This window comes from Acinetobacter sp. YH16052 (genome assembly GCF_013417155.1).
Classification (GTDB): Bacteria; Pseudomonadota; Gammaproteobacteria; order Pseudomonadales; family Moraxellaceae; genus Acinetobacter.
Map to the genome: position 1 here is coordinate 1 of NZ_VPEO01000004.1, position 14,928 is coordinate 14,928.

General features: G+C 42.7%; 13 protein-coding genes and 1 pseudogene. 9 read left to right on the plus strand and 5 right to left on the minus strand.

Going from position 1 to position 14,928, the window contains the following annotated elements; all coding sequences use genetic code 11:
- The 7 genes and pseudogenes from FTV42_RS03790 to FTV42_RS03820 all read left to right on the plus strand — a co-directional run.
- Positions 1 to 105: pseudogene (locus FTV42_RS03790) on the plus strand (IS5/IS1182 family transposase); the annotation flags it as partial.
- A gap of 219 nt (positions 106 to 324) precedes the next feature.
- On the plus strand, positions 325 to 1,743 hold the full coding sequence (locus FTV42_RS03795) for a phosphomannomutase/phosphoglucomutase (RefSeq protein ID WP_180037497.1): 1,419 nt from the start codon (positions 325 to 327) through the stop codon (positions 1,741 to 1,743).
- A 10-nt stretch (positions 1,744 to 1,753) separates the two neighbouring features.
- Positions 1,754 to 2,662 carry an acetylglutamate kinase gene (gene argB, locus FTV42_RS03800; protein WP_159123314.1) on the plus strand — a complete coding sequence of 303 codons (909 nt, stop codon included), beginning with the start codon at positions 1,754 to 1,756 and terminating at the stop codon, positions 2,660 to 2,662.
- Positions 2,663 to 2,930: 268 nt separating this feature from the next.
- Positions 2,931 to 3,779, plus strand: coding sequence for a class II glutamine amidotransferase (locus FTV42_RS03805; RefSeq protein WP_180037713.1), 849 nt, complete (start codon positions 2,931 to 2,933; stop codon positions 3,777 to 3,779).
- 275 nt (positions 3,780 to 4,054) lie between these two features.
- On the plus strand, positions 4,055 to 4,510 hold the full coding sequence (locus FTV42_RS03810; RefSeq protein ID WP_180037499.1) for a bacteriohemerythrin: 456 nt from the start codon (positions 4,055 to 4,057) through the stop codon (positions 4,508 to 4,510).
- 143 nt (positions 4,511 to 4,653) lie between these two features.
- On the plus strand, positions 4,654 to 5,733 hold the full coding sequence (locus FTV42_RS03815; RefSeq protein WP_180037501.1) for a hypothetical protein: 1,080 nt from the start codon (positions 4,654 to 4,656) through the stop codon (positions 5,731 to 5,733).
- Positions 5,733 to 6,065: an RnfH family protein gene (locus FTV42_RS03820; protein ID WP_180037503.1), complete on the plus strand. Its 333-nt coding sequence runs from the start codon at positions 5,733 to 5,735 to the stop codon at positions 6,063 to 6,065. The genes FTV42_RS03815 and FTV42_RS03820 overlap by 1 nt, the downstream gene beginning before the upstream one ends.
- 100 nt (positions 6,066 to 6,165) lie before the next feature.
- On the opposite strand, the gene FTV42_RS03825 is transcribed toward FTV42_RS03820, so the two are convergent.
- On the minus strand, positions 6,166 to 6,564 hold the full coding sequence (locus FTV42_RS03825) for an outer membrane protein assembly factor BamE (RefSeq protein WP_004730565.1): 399 nt from the start codon (positions 6,562 to 6,564) through the stop codon (positions 6,166 to 6,168).
- A gap of 112 nt (positions 6,565 to 6,676) precedes the next feature.
- Between FTV42_RS03825 and fur the strand changes: the two genes are divergently transcribed.
- Positions 6,677 to 7,114 carry a ferric iron uptake transcriptional regulator gene (gene fur / locus FTV42_RS03830; RefSeq protein ID WP_004279276.1) on the plus strand — a complete coding sequence of 146 codons (438 nt, stop codon included), beginning with the start codon at positions 6,677 to 6,679 and terminating at the stop codon, positions 7,112 to 7,114.
- A 70-nt stretch (positions 7,115 to 7,184) separates the two neighbouring features.
- Here fur and FTV42_RS03835 read toward each other — a convergent pair whose 3' ends face one another.
- Entirely contained in the window at positions 7,185 to 8,306 is a 1,122-nt protein-coding gene (locus tag FTV42_RS03835; protein ID WP_004279277.1) for a PilT/PilU family type 4a pilus ATPase, read from the minus strand.
- 30 nt (positions 8,307 to 8,336) lie between these two features.
- Positions 8,337 to 9,374, minus strand: a complete 1,038-nt coding sequence (locus tag FTV42_RS03840; protein WP_004279279.1) for a type IV pilus twitching motility protein PilT — start codon at positions 9,372 to 9,374, stop codon at positions 8,337 to 8,339.
- A 123-nt stretch (positions 9,375 to 9,497) separates the two neighbouring features.
- Here FTV42_RS03840 and FTV42_RS03845 point away from each other — a divergent pair, with 123 nt between their 5' ends.
- Positions 9,498 to 10,187 (plus strand): YggS family pyridoxal phosphate-dependent enzyme, encoded by a 690-nt coding sequence (locus FTV42_RS03845; protein ID WP_180037715.1) that lies wholly within the window; start codon positions 9,498 to 9,500, stop codon positions 10,185 to 10,187.
- A 31-nt stretch (positions 10,188 to 10,218) separates the two neighbouring features.
- On the opposite strand, the gene FTV42_RS03850 is transcribed toward FTV42_RS03845, so the two are convergent.
- Both FTV42_RS03850 and FTV42_RS03855 read right to left on the minus strand, forming a co-directional pair.
- Entirely contained in the window at positions 10,219 to 11,328 is a 1,110-nt protein-coding gene (locus FTV42_RS03850; RefSeq protein WP_180037505.1) for an acyltransferase, read from the minus strand.
- 2 nt (positions 11,329 to 11,330) lie between these two features.
- Positions 11,331 to 14,927 carry an AAA family ATPase gene (locus tag FTV42_RS03855; RefSeq protein ID WP_180037507.1) on the minus strand — a complete coding sequence of 1,199 codons (3,597 nt, stop codon included), beginning with the start codon at positions 14,925 to 14,927 and terminating at the stop codon, positions 11,331 to 11,333.
- Position 14,928 lies beyond the last annotated feature (1 nt).

Sequence of the window (14,928 nt, forward strand, 5' to 3'; positions counted from 1 at the left end):
AGATTAAAGCAATTTAGAGGAATAGCTACTCGATATGACAAGCTCAAAAGAAATTATCAAAGTTCTGTTGCTTTAGCCTGTATATTTTTATGGCTACCTTTATAGGGTTAATTATGAACAGTAAATGTCAACAGACCCTAATCATTGTTTAATTACAAGAACCCTATAATTCTAAAGTTGTAGATTATATTTTTATAATTGATTGTTACATTGAAATCGTTTAAAAATAGCAGGTCTTAAAACAAAAACAAATGTTTAAAGTCATTATGATGAAATCATCATTTTAAATCTCCTTATTTTAATGAATAGTGAAAAGACATTTTTATGGGATCTATGAATCATCCATTCCCCATGCATATCTTTCGTGCCTATGACATACGCGGTAAAGTCAGTCTATTAGGTGCCGGGATCATTGATGCAATTGCCCACGGTTTAGCCCAGCAGTATCAGGCTGCGGGACAGACACGTGTCGCCATTGGTTATGATGCACGCATCAGTAGTCCGGCTTTTGCCGACATCATTGCCCGTATTTTTAAAGACTATTCGCTGGAAGCCACTATTATAGGCTGTTGTTCCAGCCCGATGCTGTATTTCACCGCACGCCAGTTTGATGGCAATGGCATTATGGTCACCGCCAGTCATAATCCTAAAGAAGATAATGGGATTAAATGGATTATTGATGGTGAACCACCTTGTCCTGAGATGATTCAACAGGTGGCCCAACTGGCAAAGTCGCATTGCGATAGCCAGCTACTTGGTTTAGCCGAACTGCCGCATCAGATTATTCCAGAGTTTTGCCTGCAATATCAGCAGGAAATGCTTGAAGATATTCAGTTGAAGCGCCCATTTAAAGTAGTGCTGGACGGTCTGAACGGTTCAGCAGGACGTTGTGCCAACTTGGTGCTACAAAAACTAGGTTGTGAAGTTACCGCCTTACGTTGTGAAGCCAATGGGCATTTTCCGGATCATGCGCCTGATCCTTCTCAGGAAGCGCATTTACAAACCTTGCGTCAGGTTGTCATGCAACAGCAGGCGGATCTGGGTATTGCCCTAGATGGTGATGGGGACCGGTTGGTACTGGTGGATGAGCAGGGTGTCATTATTAGTGCTGATCAGCTTCTCTGTTTATTCGCAGAAATTTGTATGACTGGCACAAAAGCATGTCAGTTTGTTTATGACGTTAAATGTTCAACCCTGATTCGCGATACAGTTCAACGCCTGGGCGGAAAACCGGTGATGATTCGTACTGGTAGCTCATTCCTGCGAAAATATCTGGCGCAGTCCCAGCATCAGGCCATTTTTGGTGGTGAATATGCCGGGCATTATGTTTTTAATGACGGACGTGGCTGGGGCTATGATGACGGTCTTTATGCAGCGCTTCGGGTCATGGAATATCTGGATCAGAAAAGTATGACTTTAAGTAAGGCCTTGCGCGCTTATCCAAAACGTCATGGGACTGAAGATTTATATATTTCCACTCATCAGGTGCAGCCTGTTGAGCTTTTAAACTTTGTTGAGCAGCAATCTACGCAATTAAATGCACAAATCAGTAAAATTGACGGGATACGTCTTGATTTTGATGATGGTTTTGGCATCATTCGAGCATCCAATACGGGTGAATATTTCACGGTGCGCTTTGATGCCAATGATGCACAAGGCCTGAATGAAATTCGACATCTGTTTGTATCCATGTTGCGTGACCGTTATCCACAGATCGCTCAAGACATTTTAGATGCTCAATAAGGAGAGGCGAATGCCAAATCAGCATACAGGCATCGACAAAGCACAAATTTTGACTGAAGCTTTGCCGTATATCCAACGCTTTGCGGGTAAAACCCTGGTGGTAAAATACGGTGGCAACGCGATGACGGATCCTGAGCTAGAAAGCTCTTTTGCACGTGACATCGTTTTATTAAAAACAGTCGGTTTAAATCCGATTGTGGTACACGGCGGTGGTCCACAAGTCGATTCTATGCTGAAACAGCTAGGTCGTGAATCTGACCGTATTGATGGTATGCGCGTGACAGATCCGGCAACCATGGAAGTGGTCGAGATGGTTCTGGGCGGTAGCGTAAACAAATCAATTGTGAACCTGATCAACAAACATGGTGGCCGTGCAATTGGCCTAACCGGTAAAGATGGCAACCTGTTACGCGCCAAAAAGCTGTTAATGGAAAAGACGGCTGAAGACGGTTCAATCCAAAAAGTAGACCTGGGTATGGTCGGCGAAGTCGTTGGAGTGAAAACTGATGTACTGGAAATGTTTACCAACAGTGATTTCATTCCAGTGATTGCACCACTCGGTGTCGATGAAGAAGGCAATACCTATAATATCAATGCGGATCTGGTTGCGGGTAAAGTGGCAGAAGCATTAGGGGCAGAAAAGCTGATTCTTCTGACCAATATTACGGGGGTGCTCGACGAAAATAAAAATCTGCTGACCGGTTTAACGACTCAGGAAGTTGATCGTCTGATCGAAACAGGTGTGATCTATGGCGGCATGATTCCTAAAGTCGGCTGTGCGCTTGATGCAGTAAAAGGCGGTGTGATCAGTGCACATATCGTGGATGGTCGTGTACCACATGCGAGCCTGTTAGAAATCTTTACTGATCATGGTGTAGGAACTTTAATTACCAATCGTTCTAATCCACATCGTCCATAAAGATAAATTGAATATCAAAGAGTCTCACTTGAGGCTCTTTTTTATTTCTTTTATTTTAAGATTTTGATCACTAGAAATATGAAAGTTAAATCTAAAGTATTTATTTTTAAGCTAAGTTTTGAAGCTTAAACTCCTTTTGCTAAATTAAATATAAAAAAATAGTTTATTAGCATTTTTAGCGCATAGCATTGCAATGATCGAGATTTGAAAAGGTTCAGCCTGTGATGCACAATAACCTTAAGAACACTCTGTGACCTGAATGAAGATTATGTGCCAGCTACTTGGAATGAATTGTGCGACACCAACAGATATTACCTTTTCATTTCGAGGTTTTTCTCAGCGGGCGGGGATTACCTCAGATCATTCTGATGGTTTTGGGATTGCTTTCTTTGAGGATAAGGCCTGCCGATTATTCGTTGATAATCAGTCTGCTGTTGAGTCACCGATTGCAGAACTAGTGCGCAATTATCCAATCAAATCCCGTAATGTAATTGCACATATCCGTAAAGCGACACAAGGCAAAATTAATCTGGAAAATTCGCATCCGTTTAGCCGTGAACTTTGGGGGCGGCAATGGATTTTTGCCCATAATGGCGATTTATATGATTATTTTCCTGAACTGTCAGGGCGCTTTACCCCAGTCGGAAATACCGACAGTGAGCGTGCCTTCTGTTACCTGCTGGATCAACTGGTGAAACGCTTTGGCTATCATGAGCCGAAACTGGATCAGGTTTTCGATCTTCTAGCTGAAATTTCACCTGCAATCGCGGAGCATGGCACCTTTAATTTCTGCCTGTCGAATGGTCAGGCGCTGTTTAGCTATGCGATTACTAAACTTCACTGGCTGGTACGTGAATACCCGTTTAGACCGGCTCAGCTGATTGATATTGATGTCGAAGTGGACTTTAGTCAGGTCACGACCCCTGAAGATCGCGTCGCAGTGATTACCACTGAACCATTGACCCAGAATGAAGAATGGACTGCCTTCCAGCCCGGTGAAATGATCCTGTTTCAGCATGGGGCGAAAGTACGTTCTCAGTTGACGCATGTTGAACGTCTGGAACGTGAACGTCTTGATCCTTCCTTAAAACGCGTCACGCGAGCTGATCAATATTGAAATGCGATTAAAGACGGAGTTTAAACTCCGTTTTTTTATATTTAAAAAATAAGAAAAAATCTAAGAATAAATAAAGGTTTATTGCGGATTTTGGTTAATTAATATCTTAGCCTTTTACTCAGGATAAATTATTTTTAATTATATATAACAGAAACTTAAAATGAAAAAGCCGGATTTAGGCGGAAAGCCGACTAATTTGCTTCATTTTTATTTGAATCAATACGCTATATGCTCATTTTCACGTTATAAGTCCTTAATATTTATAGGTGGTCGTAATGAAAATGAAATGGGTTCCAGATTATAATACTGGTATCGATGTGATTGACGATCAGCACAAACGAATTCTCGATTATATCAACGAAATTGATGGAATTGATGCCAATACCGAGCGTGCCCGTATTAAACAGATTCTCGACAATATTATTGATTATACCCAGTCGCATTTCACCTTTGAGGAATCTCTTCAGGAAGAAGCCGGCTATAAATATCGGGTGCCGCATAAACGTGTGCATGACCTGTTTATTAAGAAAATTGAATCTTATCGTGACCGTTTTGAACTGGGGCAGTCGATTGAACATGAACTGCACGAAGTATTATCGAAATGGCTGATTAACCATATTCAGCACGATGACGCCGATTATGTCGGTGCCGTAAAAGAAAATATGATGGGCATCATCAAGGAAAAAGAAAAGAAAACAGGTAAAAACTGGTTCACTCGTTTCTTCTCATAATAAAAGACGTAACGAGATAACAAAAATTAAAATCTAATTATAATTTTTGCGCAGCAAATCACTGTCATGGTGGTTTGCTTTTTGTTTTTGATTTTCACCGCTTCACAAGGCAAAATAGCGCTAGATTTTTATAGGAATGCATCATGCAGGACAATGCTATGTCAAAATGGTTATCGCCGCTGATGGCTTTCTGTTTATCGTTTATTATCATCGCGACGCTCGCACCGATAACCGGTATACAGATTGATCGTCAGCTGGATTTCTGGATGCTCTGGTTAGCCACCATGCTGATTCTGGCGCTTCCAGTCTGCTACTTGGAAATTGCTTTGGCCAAGCGCTCCAAAACAACGCCATTACAGGCGCTGTCGACGCTGACCCGTGAAGCGGATGCGTCACAGAAATGGCGTATTGTCGGCTGGTTAAGTGTGATTTTTATTCCGTTTCTGGCAGGTGCAATGCTGAACAATGCCAGTAATGTTCTGGCGGTTGCTGCACTTGATCTTGCACCGAACCTTTTGTTGATCGGATTGACAATAGTAGCGTTGGCCCTGTCACTGCTACCGCGTCAAATTTTATTGGCTGTTACAACGATTGGGGTGCTCGCATCTCTGGTTCTGGCCAATGTAATGGGAACTGCACTACCTGCATGGCAAGTCACGCCAGTCGAATTCTCAGAATGGGGCAATGCCACCGTATTAGCGCTGGTGGCAAGTGGTCTGGGCATGGGCTTGTACTGGCAGTCTAGCCTAAGCGCTGTACAACAACAGGATGTCGCCAGCAAGACGGTATTGCCGATCTGGATTGCGCAGCTAGTTGCTGTCATTGCATTTGCTTTCTTTGCTGTGCAAGCGCAAATCCCTGCATTCACCTTGGTCGCAGCGATGGTGGCAGCTGCCGCATTAATTTTGCAAATGGCACGTGAACAGTTACAGCAACGTCAGCTTCATCCTGCGATTCAATGGGCGATTGTGGCGGCGGTTACGCTGATCTGGGCTATTCCAAATCTAAGCCCAATTTTCAATGTGGTCTTGCTCGTCTGGGGCTTATTGATTTGTTTGATCTATGCATTATTTGCCGGCTGGATCATGAAGATCAGTCATTTGCGTAAATCAATGAATTTCAGCTCTGAAGCGTTTTATAATATTTGGCGTATTGCAGTACGTGTGGTGTTACCTGTCGGGATTATTCTGGCAATCATTGCTGTCTTAGGACAATTGGTCTGATGAGTGAGGCGATGATCTGGGTGGCGTATGCGACGCCAGAAAAACAATTTCATCTAGCCCTGCCATTTCAGCCCGGCATGACAGCATTGGATGCCATCCAGAAAAGTGGCATAGCAGAGCAGGTCGAATTGCCTGAACCGTTATCTCTGGGCATTTTTGGCGTGCGCTTGCAAGATCAGCAGCAGCCACTGGCAGCAGGGGATCGGGTGGAAATTTACCGAGCACTGACCATCAATCCTAAGGATATTCGACGTAGACGTGCCGAAAAAAATCCGGTGGGTCGTTATGCCAGAGGCAATCTTTTAAGAAAGCTGAAACCGTCTTCCGAATAGAAAGCGGCTTGAATGAGCAGTAGCCTCAATGATCTGCTCAATCAATCAGCTTAATCAAAAAAGCCCCTGATGATTCAGGGGCTTTTTCATGAGAAACCGACTATAGTGGAGGAGCATTTAAAATTGCTTCTTTTGATCCTGGTAAGCCGGGTTGAGATTCTGGAATCGTGTCCAGACCTTCAACACGTTCCACGATACCAGACTGGTTAAAGTAGATTTTCAAATGCTGGCCTTGGGCTGCCGGGATCTTGGCTTTTTTAGCGTAGGTTCCTGGGGTATAGTTATAGATGTAGTCCCAACGTAAAGGATTCAGTGGATCGCTTACTGTTGGACTGCCCAGTAAGAAACGCACCTGTTGATGGCTCATTCCCACCTGAATTTTAGCGGCTTGTGCTTGGGTTAAAGGGGTTCCTTGTGGAATATCTACTTTATAAACACCTAATGTCGAACAGCCGACGAGCAATGAAGTGACGAATAACGTCAACATGATTTTTTGCATTTTGCTAAACTATCCCAAATTAATTATGATGCATTTGATCCAAGGATAGATCATACTGCATCTAAACTTTGTTGCATATTCCAACTTTGATTTTGTTGAGAGACCTTTTTACATGACTATTTCAAACCAAGATTTACGAAAAGCTGGACTGAAAGTTACCCTTCCACGAATTAAAATATTAGAATTACTAGAAAATTCAAAACAACATCATTTAAGTGCGGAAGATATTTACAAGACTTTACTCGATCAGGGCGAAGATGTAGGTTTAGCAACTGTGTATCGTGTGTTAACGCAGTTTGAAGCAGCGGGCATCATCGAACGTCATAATTTTGAAAATAATCATTCAGTTTTTGAAATTATGCAGGAAGATCACCACGATCACCTAGTATGTTTAAATTGCAGCAAAGTTGTTGAATTTATTAATGACACGATTGAAAAAGAGCAGCATGATGTTGCTGAAAAATTTGGTTTTGAATTAACCGGTCACTCACTGAATCTGTATGGTTATTGCGATGCGCCTGCCTGTCAGGAAGTGTTTCGTAAAAAATAATTTGAGCTTTGGTTCAAACATAAAAAAACAGGCTTCATGCGAAGCCTGTTTTTTTATGCCTTCAAGATGATCAGGACTGACCATCAAAGGTAATATTGGAATGCGCACGTAATAAGTGGCTGCCACCTTCTTCTGACAGCTTGATTTGCAGACGCAAATCATTAGGTGAATCCGCATGTTTCAGCGCATCTTTATAGCTGATCTGTTTGGCTTTATACAGATCATAGAGCGCCTGATCGAAGGTCTGCATGCCCAGTTCACGGGAACGCTTCATCAGATCCTTGATCTCATGTACATCACCTTTACGAATCAAGTCGGCAATCAGTGGTGAGTTAATCAGAATCTCAATCGCTGCACGGCGACCATTACCATCGATGGTTGGAATCAGTTGCTGTGCCACAATGGCTTTCATGTTCAGGGACAAGTCCATGAACAGCTGATTATGTCGGTCTGCTTCGAAGAAATGGATAATCCGGTCAATCGCTTGGTTGGCGTTGTTGGCGTGCAGGGTAGCAAAGACCAGATGACCGGTTTCGGCAAAGGCAATCGCATAATCCATGGTTTCACGTGAACGGATCTCACCGATCAGAATCACGTCTGGTGCCTGACGCAGGGTATTTTTCAGGGCAATTTCAAATGAATCAGTATCGATGCCGACTTCACGCTGGGTGATAATACAGCCCTTATGCTGGTGAATAAATTCGATCGGATCTTCAATGGTAATGATATGACCTTTGGAATTTTCATTACGATAACCGACCAAAGACGCCAGCGAGGTTGATTTACCGGTACCCGTTGCCCCGACAAAAATAATGATGCCACGTTTGGTCATCGCCAGTTCTTTTAGAATCGGCGGTAACTTGAGTTCATCCATCGTGGGAATAACAGTTTCAATCCGACGCAGCACCATCCCCGGTTGATCTCGTTGCTGAAAGGCACTGACACGGAAGCGGGCACTTTTATCCGGCGTGCTGATGGCAAAGTTACATTCACGACTGTCAGCAAATTCTTTACGCTGCTTTTCGGTCATGATGGAATGGAGCAGTTGTCCTACTGCCGCACCGGGTAATTTTACCGAACCAATCGGTAAAATCTGCCCATTAATCTTGATGGACGGTTCGACATCGGCAGTAATGAACAGATCCGATGCTTTTTTCTCCACCATATAATCGAGTAAGCCGTTAAAATCCATGTATATAAACCCCAATACAATTCAATTTTTTTATAAAAATGCTTCTGGCTGTTTGGCTGCAGTACGTGCAACTTGCGGGCTGATCAAACCTTTGGACACTAGCGTTTTTAGTGTCTGATCCAGCGTGGTCATGCCATAGTTGGCACCGGTCTGAATTGCTGAGTACATTTGTGCGACTTTGTTTTCACGGATCAGGTTACGGATCGCCGGAATACCGATCATTATTTCATGCGCTGCGACACGCCCACCGCCATTTTTCTTCAGTAGAGCCTGTGAAACTACGGCTTGTAGGGATTCAGATAACATGGCGCGTACCATGTCTTTTTCTTCGGCAGGGAATACGTCGATCACACGGTCAATGGTTTTGGCCGCTGAGGTGGTATGCAGTGTACCAAATACTAAGTGACCGGTTTCTGCGGCAGTTAATGCCAGACGAATGGTTTCAAGGTCACGCATCTCACCGACCAGAATAATATCCGGGTCTTCACGCAGTGCCGAACGCAATGCTTCATTAAAGCCATGCGTATCACGATGCACTTCACGCTGGTTAATCAGACATTTCTTGGACTGATGCACAAATTCGATTGGGTCTTCAACGGTCAGAATGTGGTCATAGCGGTTGTCATTAATATAATCCAGCATCGCCGCCAAGGTGGTTGATTTACCCGAACCGGTTGGACCTGTGACCAGTACCAGACCACGTGGATATTCACAGATATCTTTAAAAATCTGTCCCATGCCCAGATCTTCAAGGGTCAGGACTTTAGAGGGAATGGTACGGAATACCGCACCGGCACCGCGGTTCTGGTTAAATGCGTTGACACGAAAACGCGCCACGCCAGGCACTTCAAAAGAAAAGTCAGTTTCCAGATTTTCTTCAAAATCACGGCGCTGTTTGTCGTTCATGATGTCATAAACGAGTTTATGCACTTCTTTGTGTTCTAATGCTGGCAGGTTGATGCGACGAACTTCCCCATCGACACGAATCATTGGCGGTAAGCCCGCAGACAAGTGTAAATCCGACGCACCATTTTTAGCAGAAAATGCCAACAATTCTGTGATATCCATAAGGTCCCCGAGTTCATTAAAATGTTAATTATTTTGATAGAATAATAAGGCTTTCCCACAGCTTAACCAACACTTAGTTCATGGGCAAGGGAAAAAAAGATGAATGAAATGAGAACCCCATCAATGAATATGTTGCAACAGTCACGAAATCAGGTCTTAGTGCAAATTGAAACTGCCTGTGTTGAGGCCGGCCGCGAAGCAGATGCGGTGCAACTGCTTGCCGTTTCCAAGACCCAGCCGAGTAGCGTGCTGGCAGAGATGTATCAGGCAGGGCAACATGCTTTTGGTGAAAATTACTTGCAGGAAGCGCTGGAAAAAATCACGGCCCTGAAAGAGCTGGACATTGAATGGCATTTTATTGGACATGTGCAGCGTAACAAGACCAAGCATCTGGCAGAAAATTTTGCCTGGGTGCATGGGGTGGATCGTCTGATTATTGCCGAGCGCTTATCCAATCAGCGTGGAGATGATCAGCCTGCACTGAATATCTGTATTCAGGTGAATATTGATGGCCAGGATACCAAAGATGGCTGCCAGCCGGAAGAAGTCGCAGAACTGGTGGCACAAATCAGCCAACTGCCGAATGTACGTTTACGTGGCCTGATGGTGATTCCTGCACCGAATAATCCTCAAGCCTTTGCTGATGCCAAAGTTTTATTTGATGCAGTCAAAGTTCAGCATGCACACCCTGAAGATTGGGATACTTTAAGTATGGGCATGTCTGGGGATATGACCGAAGCGATTGCTGCGGGTTCTACCATGGTTCGTGTTGGCACAGCCCTATTTGGTGCACGGCCTAAAAAAGATGTATAAACTACTAATGTCAGTTTTTTGCAGCAAAGCGTTATCGCAGGGTATTGGATAACGCTTTTTTTCTGGCTGGTTCGAGCCATTTAGCCATTAACCAGGCAAAGACTATTAAGCTGCACATGCTGGCAAGCAAAGCTAAAATTGCTCCACCCAGACCATAGGCCAAAGTTGCCGGAATACAGCCCAAAATAAATAAAAGTAATGGGAAATGGGTGACATACAAGGTATAGGAAAAGTCTGCGGATTGAACCCAGACCGGATGATAATGACTGCGTCGATGCTGGAGCTGTACCAGCCAGCAGCTAAAGGCCAGACCCACACAGAAATTAAAAGGGGCAAAATTCGCAGCGCGGTATTGCTGGGCCTCATCAATCACCTGAAACTGGTAAGCATCAAAACAGGCGATTAGAAATGCCAAGCCGAATAGGGCTAATTTGACTGATTGTAAGCGGTTTAAAAAAGGTAGCTGGATATATCGAAATGAACAAGCAAAGGCAGTGAGCCAGACCAGAAAATAAATAAAAAACTGGATGTTCAGTACTGATAGTATAGCCAGAACCATAAAAAAACCGATTTTGGCGATTTCCGAATTTTTTAAAAAAGGTAAGAATCCGGCCAGTACATAAAACCACACTTCATAGCTCAGACTCCAGAGCGCAGCATTGGCTGAAACCGTTGGCGTCACAAAGCCATTCAAAAATAGCAGCGAGCCAACAAACTCCATCATGTCTATACTATAGTCAGTCCGGATCATCATGCCAAAACTGTGTTGAAAAGCATGAGTATGGCTGGCAAATAATAGTGGAGCGAGTAGATAGAGAACCAGCGTCAACCCCATGGCAAACAGGAAGGGTGGTAAAATTCTGCTGCAACGCTGTCGGGCATAACGATGCAGATTGAACTGACCATGCTGATGAATGTTGTGCTGAATAGAATAGCCGATCAGATAGCCACTTAAGGCAAAGAAAATCATGACTGCAGCCTGCCCAAGCAGGCGTATCCATGAATAAATGCTGGTATCGAAAGGCGCAATAAATGCCTGAAAGCAATGACTGAACAGCACCACAATGGCACTGATACCCCGTAGGCTCTCAAGCTGTAGGCTGAAATAGGGCGAGAGCGTGTTCGGGGCAGGGTGAATCATCGTTAACCTATAATCTGAATGGTACTGGCGCCTGCACCTACAGGCTTGACCTGAATCTGTACAGGAATCCGTTCATGCATTTCCTGAATATGTGAGATTACGACCACTTTACGTCCCTGACTTTGTAACTGATCAAGTGCATTCATCACCATATGTAATGAAGATGCATCAAGGGTGCCAAAACCTTCATCGATAAAAAGGGATTCTATTTTCATGGAGCCTGAAGCCATATTGGCAATTGCTAAAGACAAGGCAAGAGCGGTCAAGAATGACTCACCCCCAGAAAGCGATGAAACAGAACGGGTTTCACCATCCATATCATGGTCAATAATGGCAAGACTGAGTGAGTTGTCTAAACGTTTTAAGGTGTAACGCTGAGACAGCATCGCGAGTTGCTGATTGGCAAATTCAAGCAAAATATCAAGGTTATATTGCTGCGCATAATCACGGAATTTTTTGCCTGTGGCATCCCCCATAAGACTGGAAATTTTATTCCAGCGATATTCTTCAGTTTGAATTTGCTGAATTTGTTCAGCAAATTGTTTTTGCTTGTCTAGGTTCGAGTAGTGAACATCTAACTTGGTCTTAAGTTGGTCACGCTGTTCTTGTCGCTCTGCTAAAGCTTTAAGGTTCAGTTCAATGGTACGCTCAATCTGTAAGATTTGTACTTCAGGTTGAGTTTGTAAATGTTGTGCGAGCAGATGTTGTGTGGTTTTCAGGGCGGATGCTGCATCGACCAAGGCATGTTCGATATCTTTAATATATTGACGTAGTTTTTGAGTTTCTTCAGTTGAAATGAGGCTTAATTGTGAAATCAAAGCATGATTAAAATCTAAATTTTGATTTAACCAGTGTTCGATTTCTAAAACACAAGCATGATGCTGTGTTTCAAGTTGAGCCAACTGAATTTTGAGTTGATCAAGCTGCCGTTGTTGGCTATCAAATTGTTGACGAGCTGTTTCGAAACTTTGTTGTATTTTCTGATATTGCAGCTGTAAATTTTTACGCTGTTCATCGTGTTGAGTCAGCCATTCATGTGGTTTATCGACCCAAGTTTGAGTCATCTCAAAAATAAGCTGAACGGCAAGTTCCTTGTTCTCTTGTCCTTGACGCTCAAATTCAACTTTATCTTTTTCAGCGAGTTCAATCTGATTATTTTTGGCTTGAATCTCGTTATTTTTTTGAGCGAGTAGTTGAGCTTTCTCATTCAGTTGCTGATTTAAAGTCTCAAGATTCTGCAACAGATGCTGACGCTCATGCAATTGTTGCACAATGTGTTGTGCAACAGTTAAGGTTTGCTTATGCCAAGCATTTCGTTGATCAGCAGTGAGCAGGTCTAGAAGGTATTGAATATTCTGTTCAGCTTGTTGAACAATCGACAGTTGTTGTGAGATTTGCTGAATATTTTGGGTTAAATTCCGTTGTGTTTTTTCAACCTCATCGAGTTGTTTGATATTTTCCTCAAGTGTTATTTTTTCTTGTTGCAGGATTTGATTGACTTGAAGCAGTTGTTGTTCAATCTGTTCAGATTGTTGGGTTAAGTCTATTTGAATTTGGGCATTTTTGAAGCTTTGATAAAGTGCCTGTTCATGCTGTTGATGTTGAATATTTAAATCATCGAGACGTTTTTGCTGCTCGCTCAAAGATGCTGTTTGCTGTGTGTGTAATTGCTGACTCTTTTGCCAAGCATTAAAACTGTCTTGTTCGATTTGAATCGCTTGCTGCTCTTGTTGCTCTTGCAAATTGACGAGTTCACTCGATAGTGCAGAAAGGTCAGTTTTAAATGGATGATGTAAACTGCCACAGACTAAACATGCTTCTCCATCAATCAATTGCTCGCGTAATTTCTCAATATTTTCAGCATGTAATAAGCGCTGTTGTTGCAGCATGCGTTGTAAGTTTTCACGTTCAAGTTTATGGGTTTGGTATTGCTGTTCTTGCAAATCAACTTGGATTTTACTTTGGGCACTCTGCTGTGCGAGCGCATTGCACGTTGTTTGCAGTTGATGCTGTTCAGAGCGTTGTTGTAGCCATTGTTTAAATTGATTTTGAATTAAACTAAATTGATGTTGTTGCTCCAAATTTTTTGCCTGATCGCGGCGAAGTTCTAATAGTTGGTGATCAATTTTTTGGTCATCGCCATACTGTTGTTGTAGTGATTCCAATTGCTGCTTTTTCTGACTTAAATCAGTTCTAGCAGAAGCAATATCGCCATATTGTTTTTCAAAACTTTGGTAATGCTGAATAAATCGTTGTAACTGTTTGAGATGCGCGGAAAGTCCATCATCTAAACTGCTCAGTTGCATCGTTTGATTCAACTGTTCGGTTTGTTTTTGCTGATCTGACTTGAATTGCGCTAATTCCTTGTGTAGCTCAGTTTGTACAAATATTAAGGGCTGTAACTCTTTTTGAAACTCGTCCAATACAGATTTTGCTTTAACAAACTGTTTACCAATGAATTCACGTTCTTGAATACAGTGACGGACTTGGTCAATACGGTGCTGATGGGTGTGTTCAAAATGCTGTAGCGCTTTGAGTTGTTCATCAATCTGTTTAAATGCAGTCTGTTTTTGCTCAAAAACTTGCTGAATGGTATGAAACTGTAATTCAGTACTTTGAATTTGAGATTTTAACCCAGCTAATTCTGTTTGTGTTTTTTCTTGCTGGATCATACTTGGACGGATGGATGCAAAAACTTCGAGTTGTTTTAGACGGCCACGTTCTGTATTCAGTAAATCAAATTTTTGTTGTTGTTCCACATGCTGACGCTGTCGTTGCTGAACATCATTTTCCAGCTTTTGCTTTTGCTCAAACCATCGCTGGTTTTTTTCGAGTGCCGATTTTTCTTGTTCTAATTTTTTGTATTCAGCACAGATTGTATTGAATTGATCGCTTACAGTCGCTAAATCTTCTTCCGACAAAGTTTCAATATCACCGAGTCTGACTTCTAAAGCTTTGCGCTGATTGGCGATTTCCTTGGTTTTTTCATATGCCAATTGACCAATTTTGCCAAAAATACTGGAGTTGGTCAGATATTCGAGCAGTTCACCACGTTCAGTATCCCGTGATTTTAAAAATGCGGTCACTTCAGATTGAGCCAATAAAACGGCACGGGTAAATTGCTCAAAACTCAGCTGAGTAATTTGCAGAATTTTAGCTTCTACCGCTTTGGCTTTATCGGCAAGAATATTGCCATCACTCAGACATTTCAGTGAACGTTGCACACTTTGCAATTTGCCTGTGGGATTTTCACGTGCACGTTTAATTTCCCAGCGAGCTGAATATACTTTTTGATCTTGTGCAACAAAACTTAGTTCGGCAAAACCAATGCCTGTACCGCGACGCAAAACAGTTAATGGGGAATTGGTGAGAAGTTCAGAACCATCGATATCAGTCAGTTTGCCATCGCTATCTTTTAAACGAGGTACACGATTGAACAGTGCCAAACACATTGCATCCAGAATCGTGGACTTTCCGGCACCTGTTTTACCGACAATTGCAATTAAGCCTGCACTGGCAAGTGGATTGCTTTCAAAATCAATAAAATGTTCACCTGCAAGCGATGCCAAATTTTTTATACGAATAGATAAAATTTTCATG

Bases quoted from the DNA above. Each gene is read 5' to 3' on its own strand.
- FTV42_RS03840 (WP_004279279.1), bottom strand. From the start codon at position 9,374: ATGGATATCACAGAATTGTTGGCATTTTCTGCTAAAAATGGTGCGTCG.
- FTV42_RS03825 (WP_004730565.1), bottom strand. From the start codon at position 6,564: ATGCAAAAAATCATGTTGACGTTATTCGTCACTTCATTGCTCGTCGGC.
- FTV42_RS03855 (WP_180037507.1), bottom strand. From the start codon at position 14,927: ATGAAAATTTTATCTATTCGTATAAAAAATTTGGCATCGCTTGCAGGT.
- fur (WP_004279276.1), top strand. From the start codon at position 6,677: ATGACTATTTCAAACCAAGATTTACGAAAAGCTGGACTGAAAGTTACC.
- FTV42_RS03805 (WP_180037713.1), top strand. From the start codon at position 2,931: ATGTGCCAGCTACTTGGAATGAATTGTGCGACACCAACAGATATTACC.
- FTV42_RS03820 (WP_180037503.1), top strand. From the start codon at position 5,733: ATGAGTGAGGCGATGATCTGGGTGGCGTATGCGACGCCAGAAAAACAA.
- FTV42_RS03815 (WP_180037501.1), top strand. From the start codon at position 4,654: ATGCAGGACAATGCTATGTCAAAATGGTTATCGCCGCTGATGGCTTTC.
- FTV42_RS03795 (WP_180037497.1), top strand. From the start codon at position 325: ATGGGATCTATGAATCATCCATTCCCCATGCATATCTTTCGTGCCTAT.
- FTV42_RS03850 (WP_180037505.1), bottom strand. From the start codon at position 11,328: ATGATTCACCCTGCCCCGAACACGCTCTCGCCCTATTTCAGCCTACAG.
- argB (WP_159123314.1), top strand. From the start codon at position 1,754: ATGCCAAATCAGCATACAGGCATCGACAAAGCACAAATTTTGACTGAA.
- FTV42_RS03845 (WP_180037715.1), top strand. From the start codon at position 9,498: ATGAATATGTTGCAACAGTCACGAAATCAGGTCTTAGTGCAAATTGAA.
- FTV42_RS03835 (WP_004279277.1), bottom strand. From the start codon at position 8,306: ATGGATTTTAACGGCTTACTCGATTATATGGTGGAGAAAAAAGCATCG.
- FTV42_RS03810 (WP_180037499.1), top strand. From the start codon at position 4,055: ATGAAAATGAAATGGGTTCCAGATTATAATACTGGTATCGATGTGATT.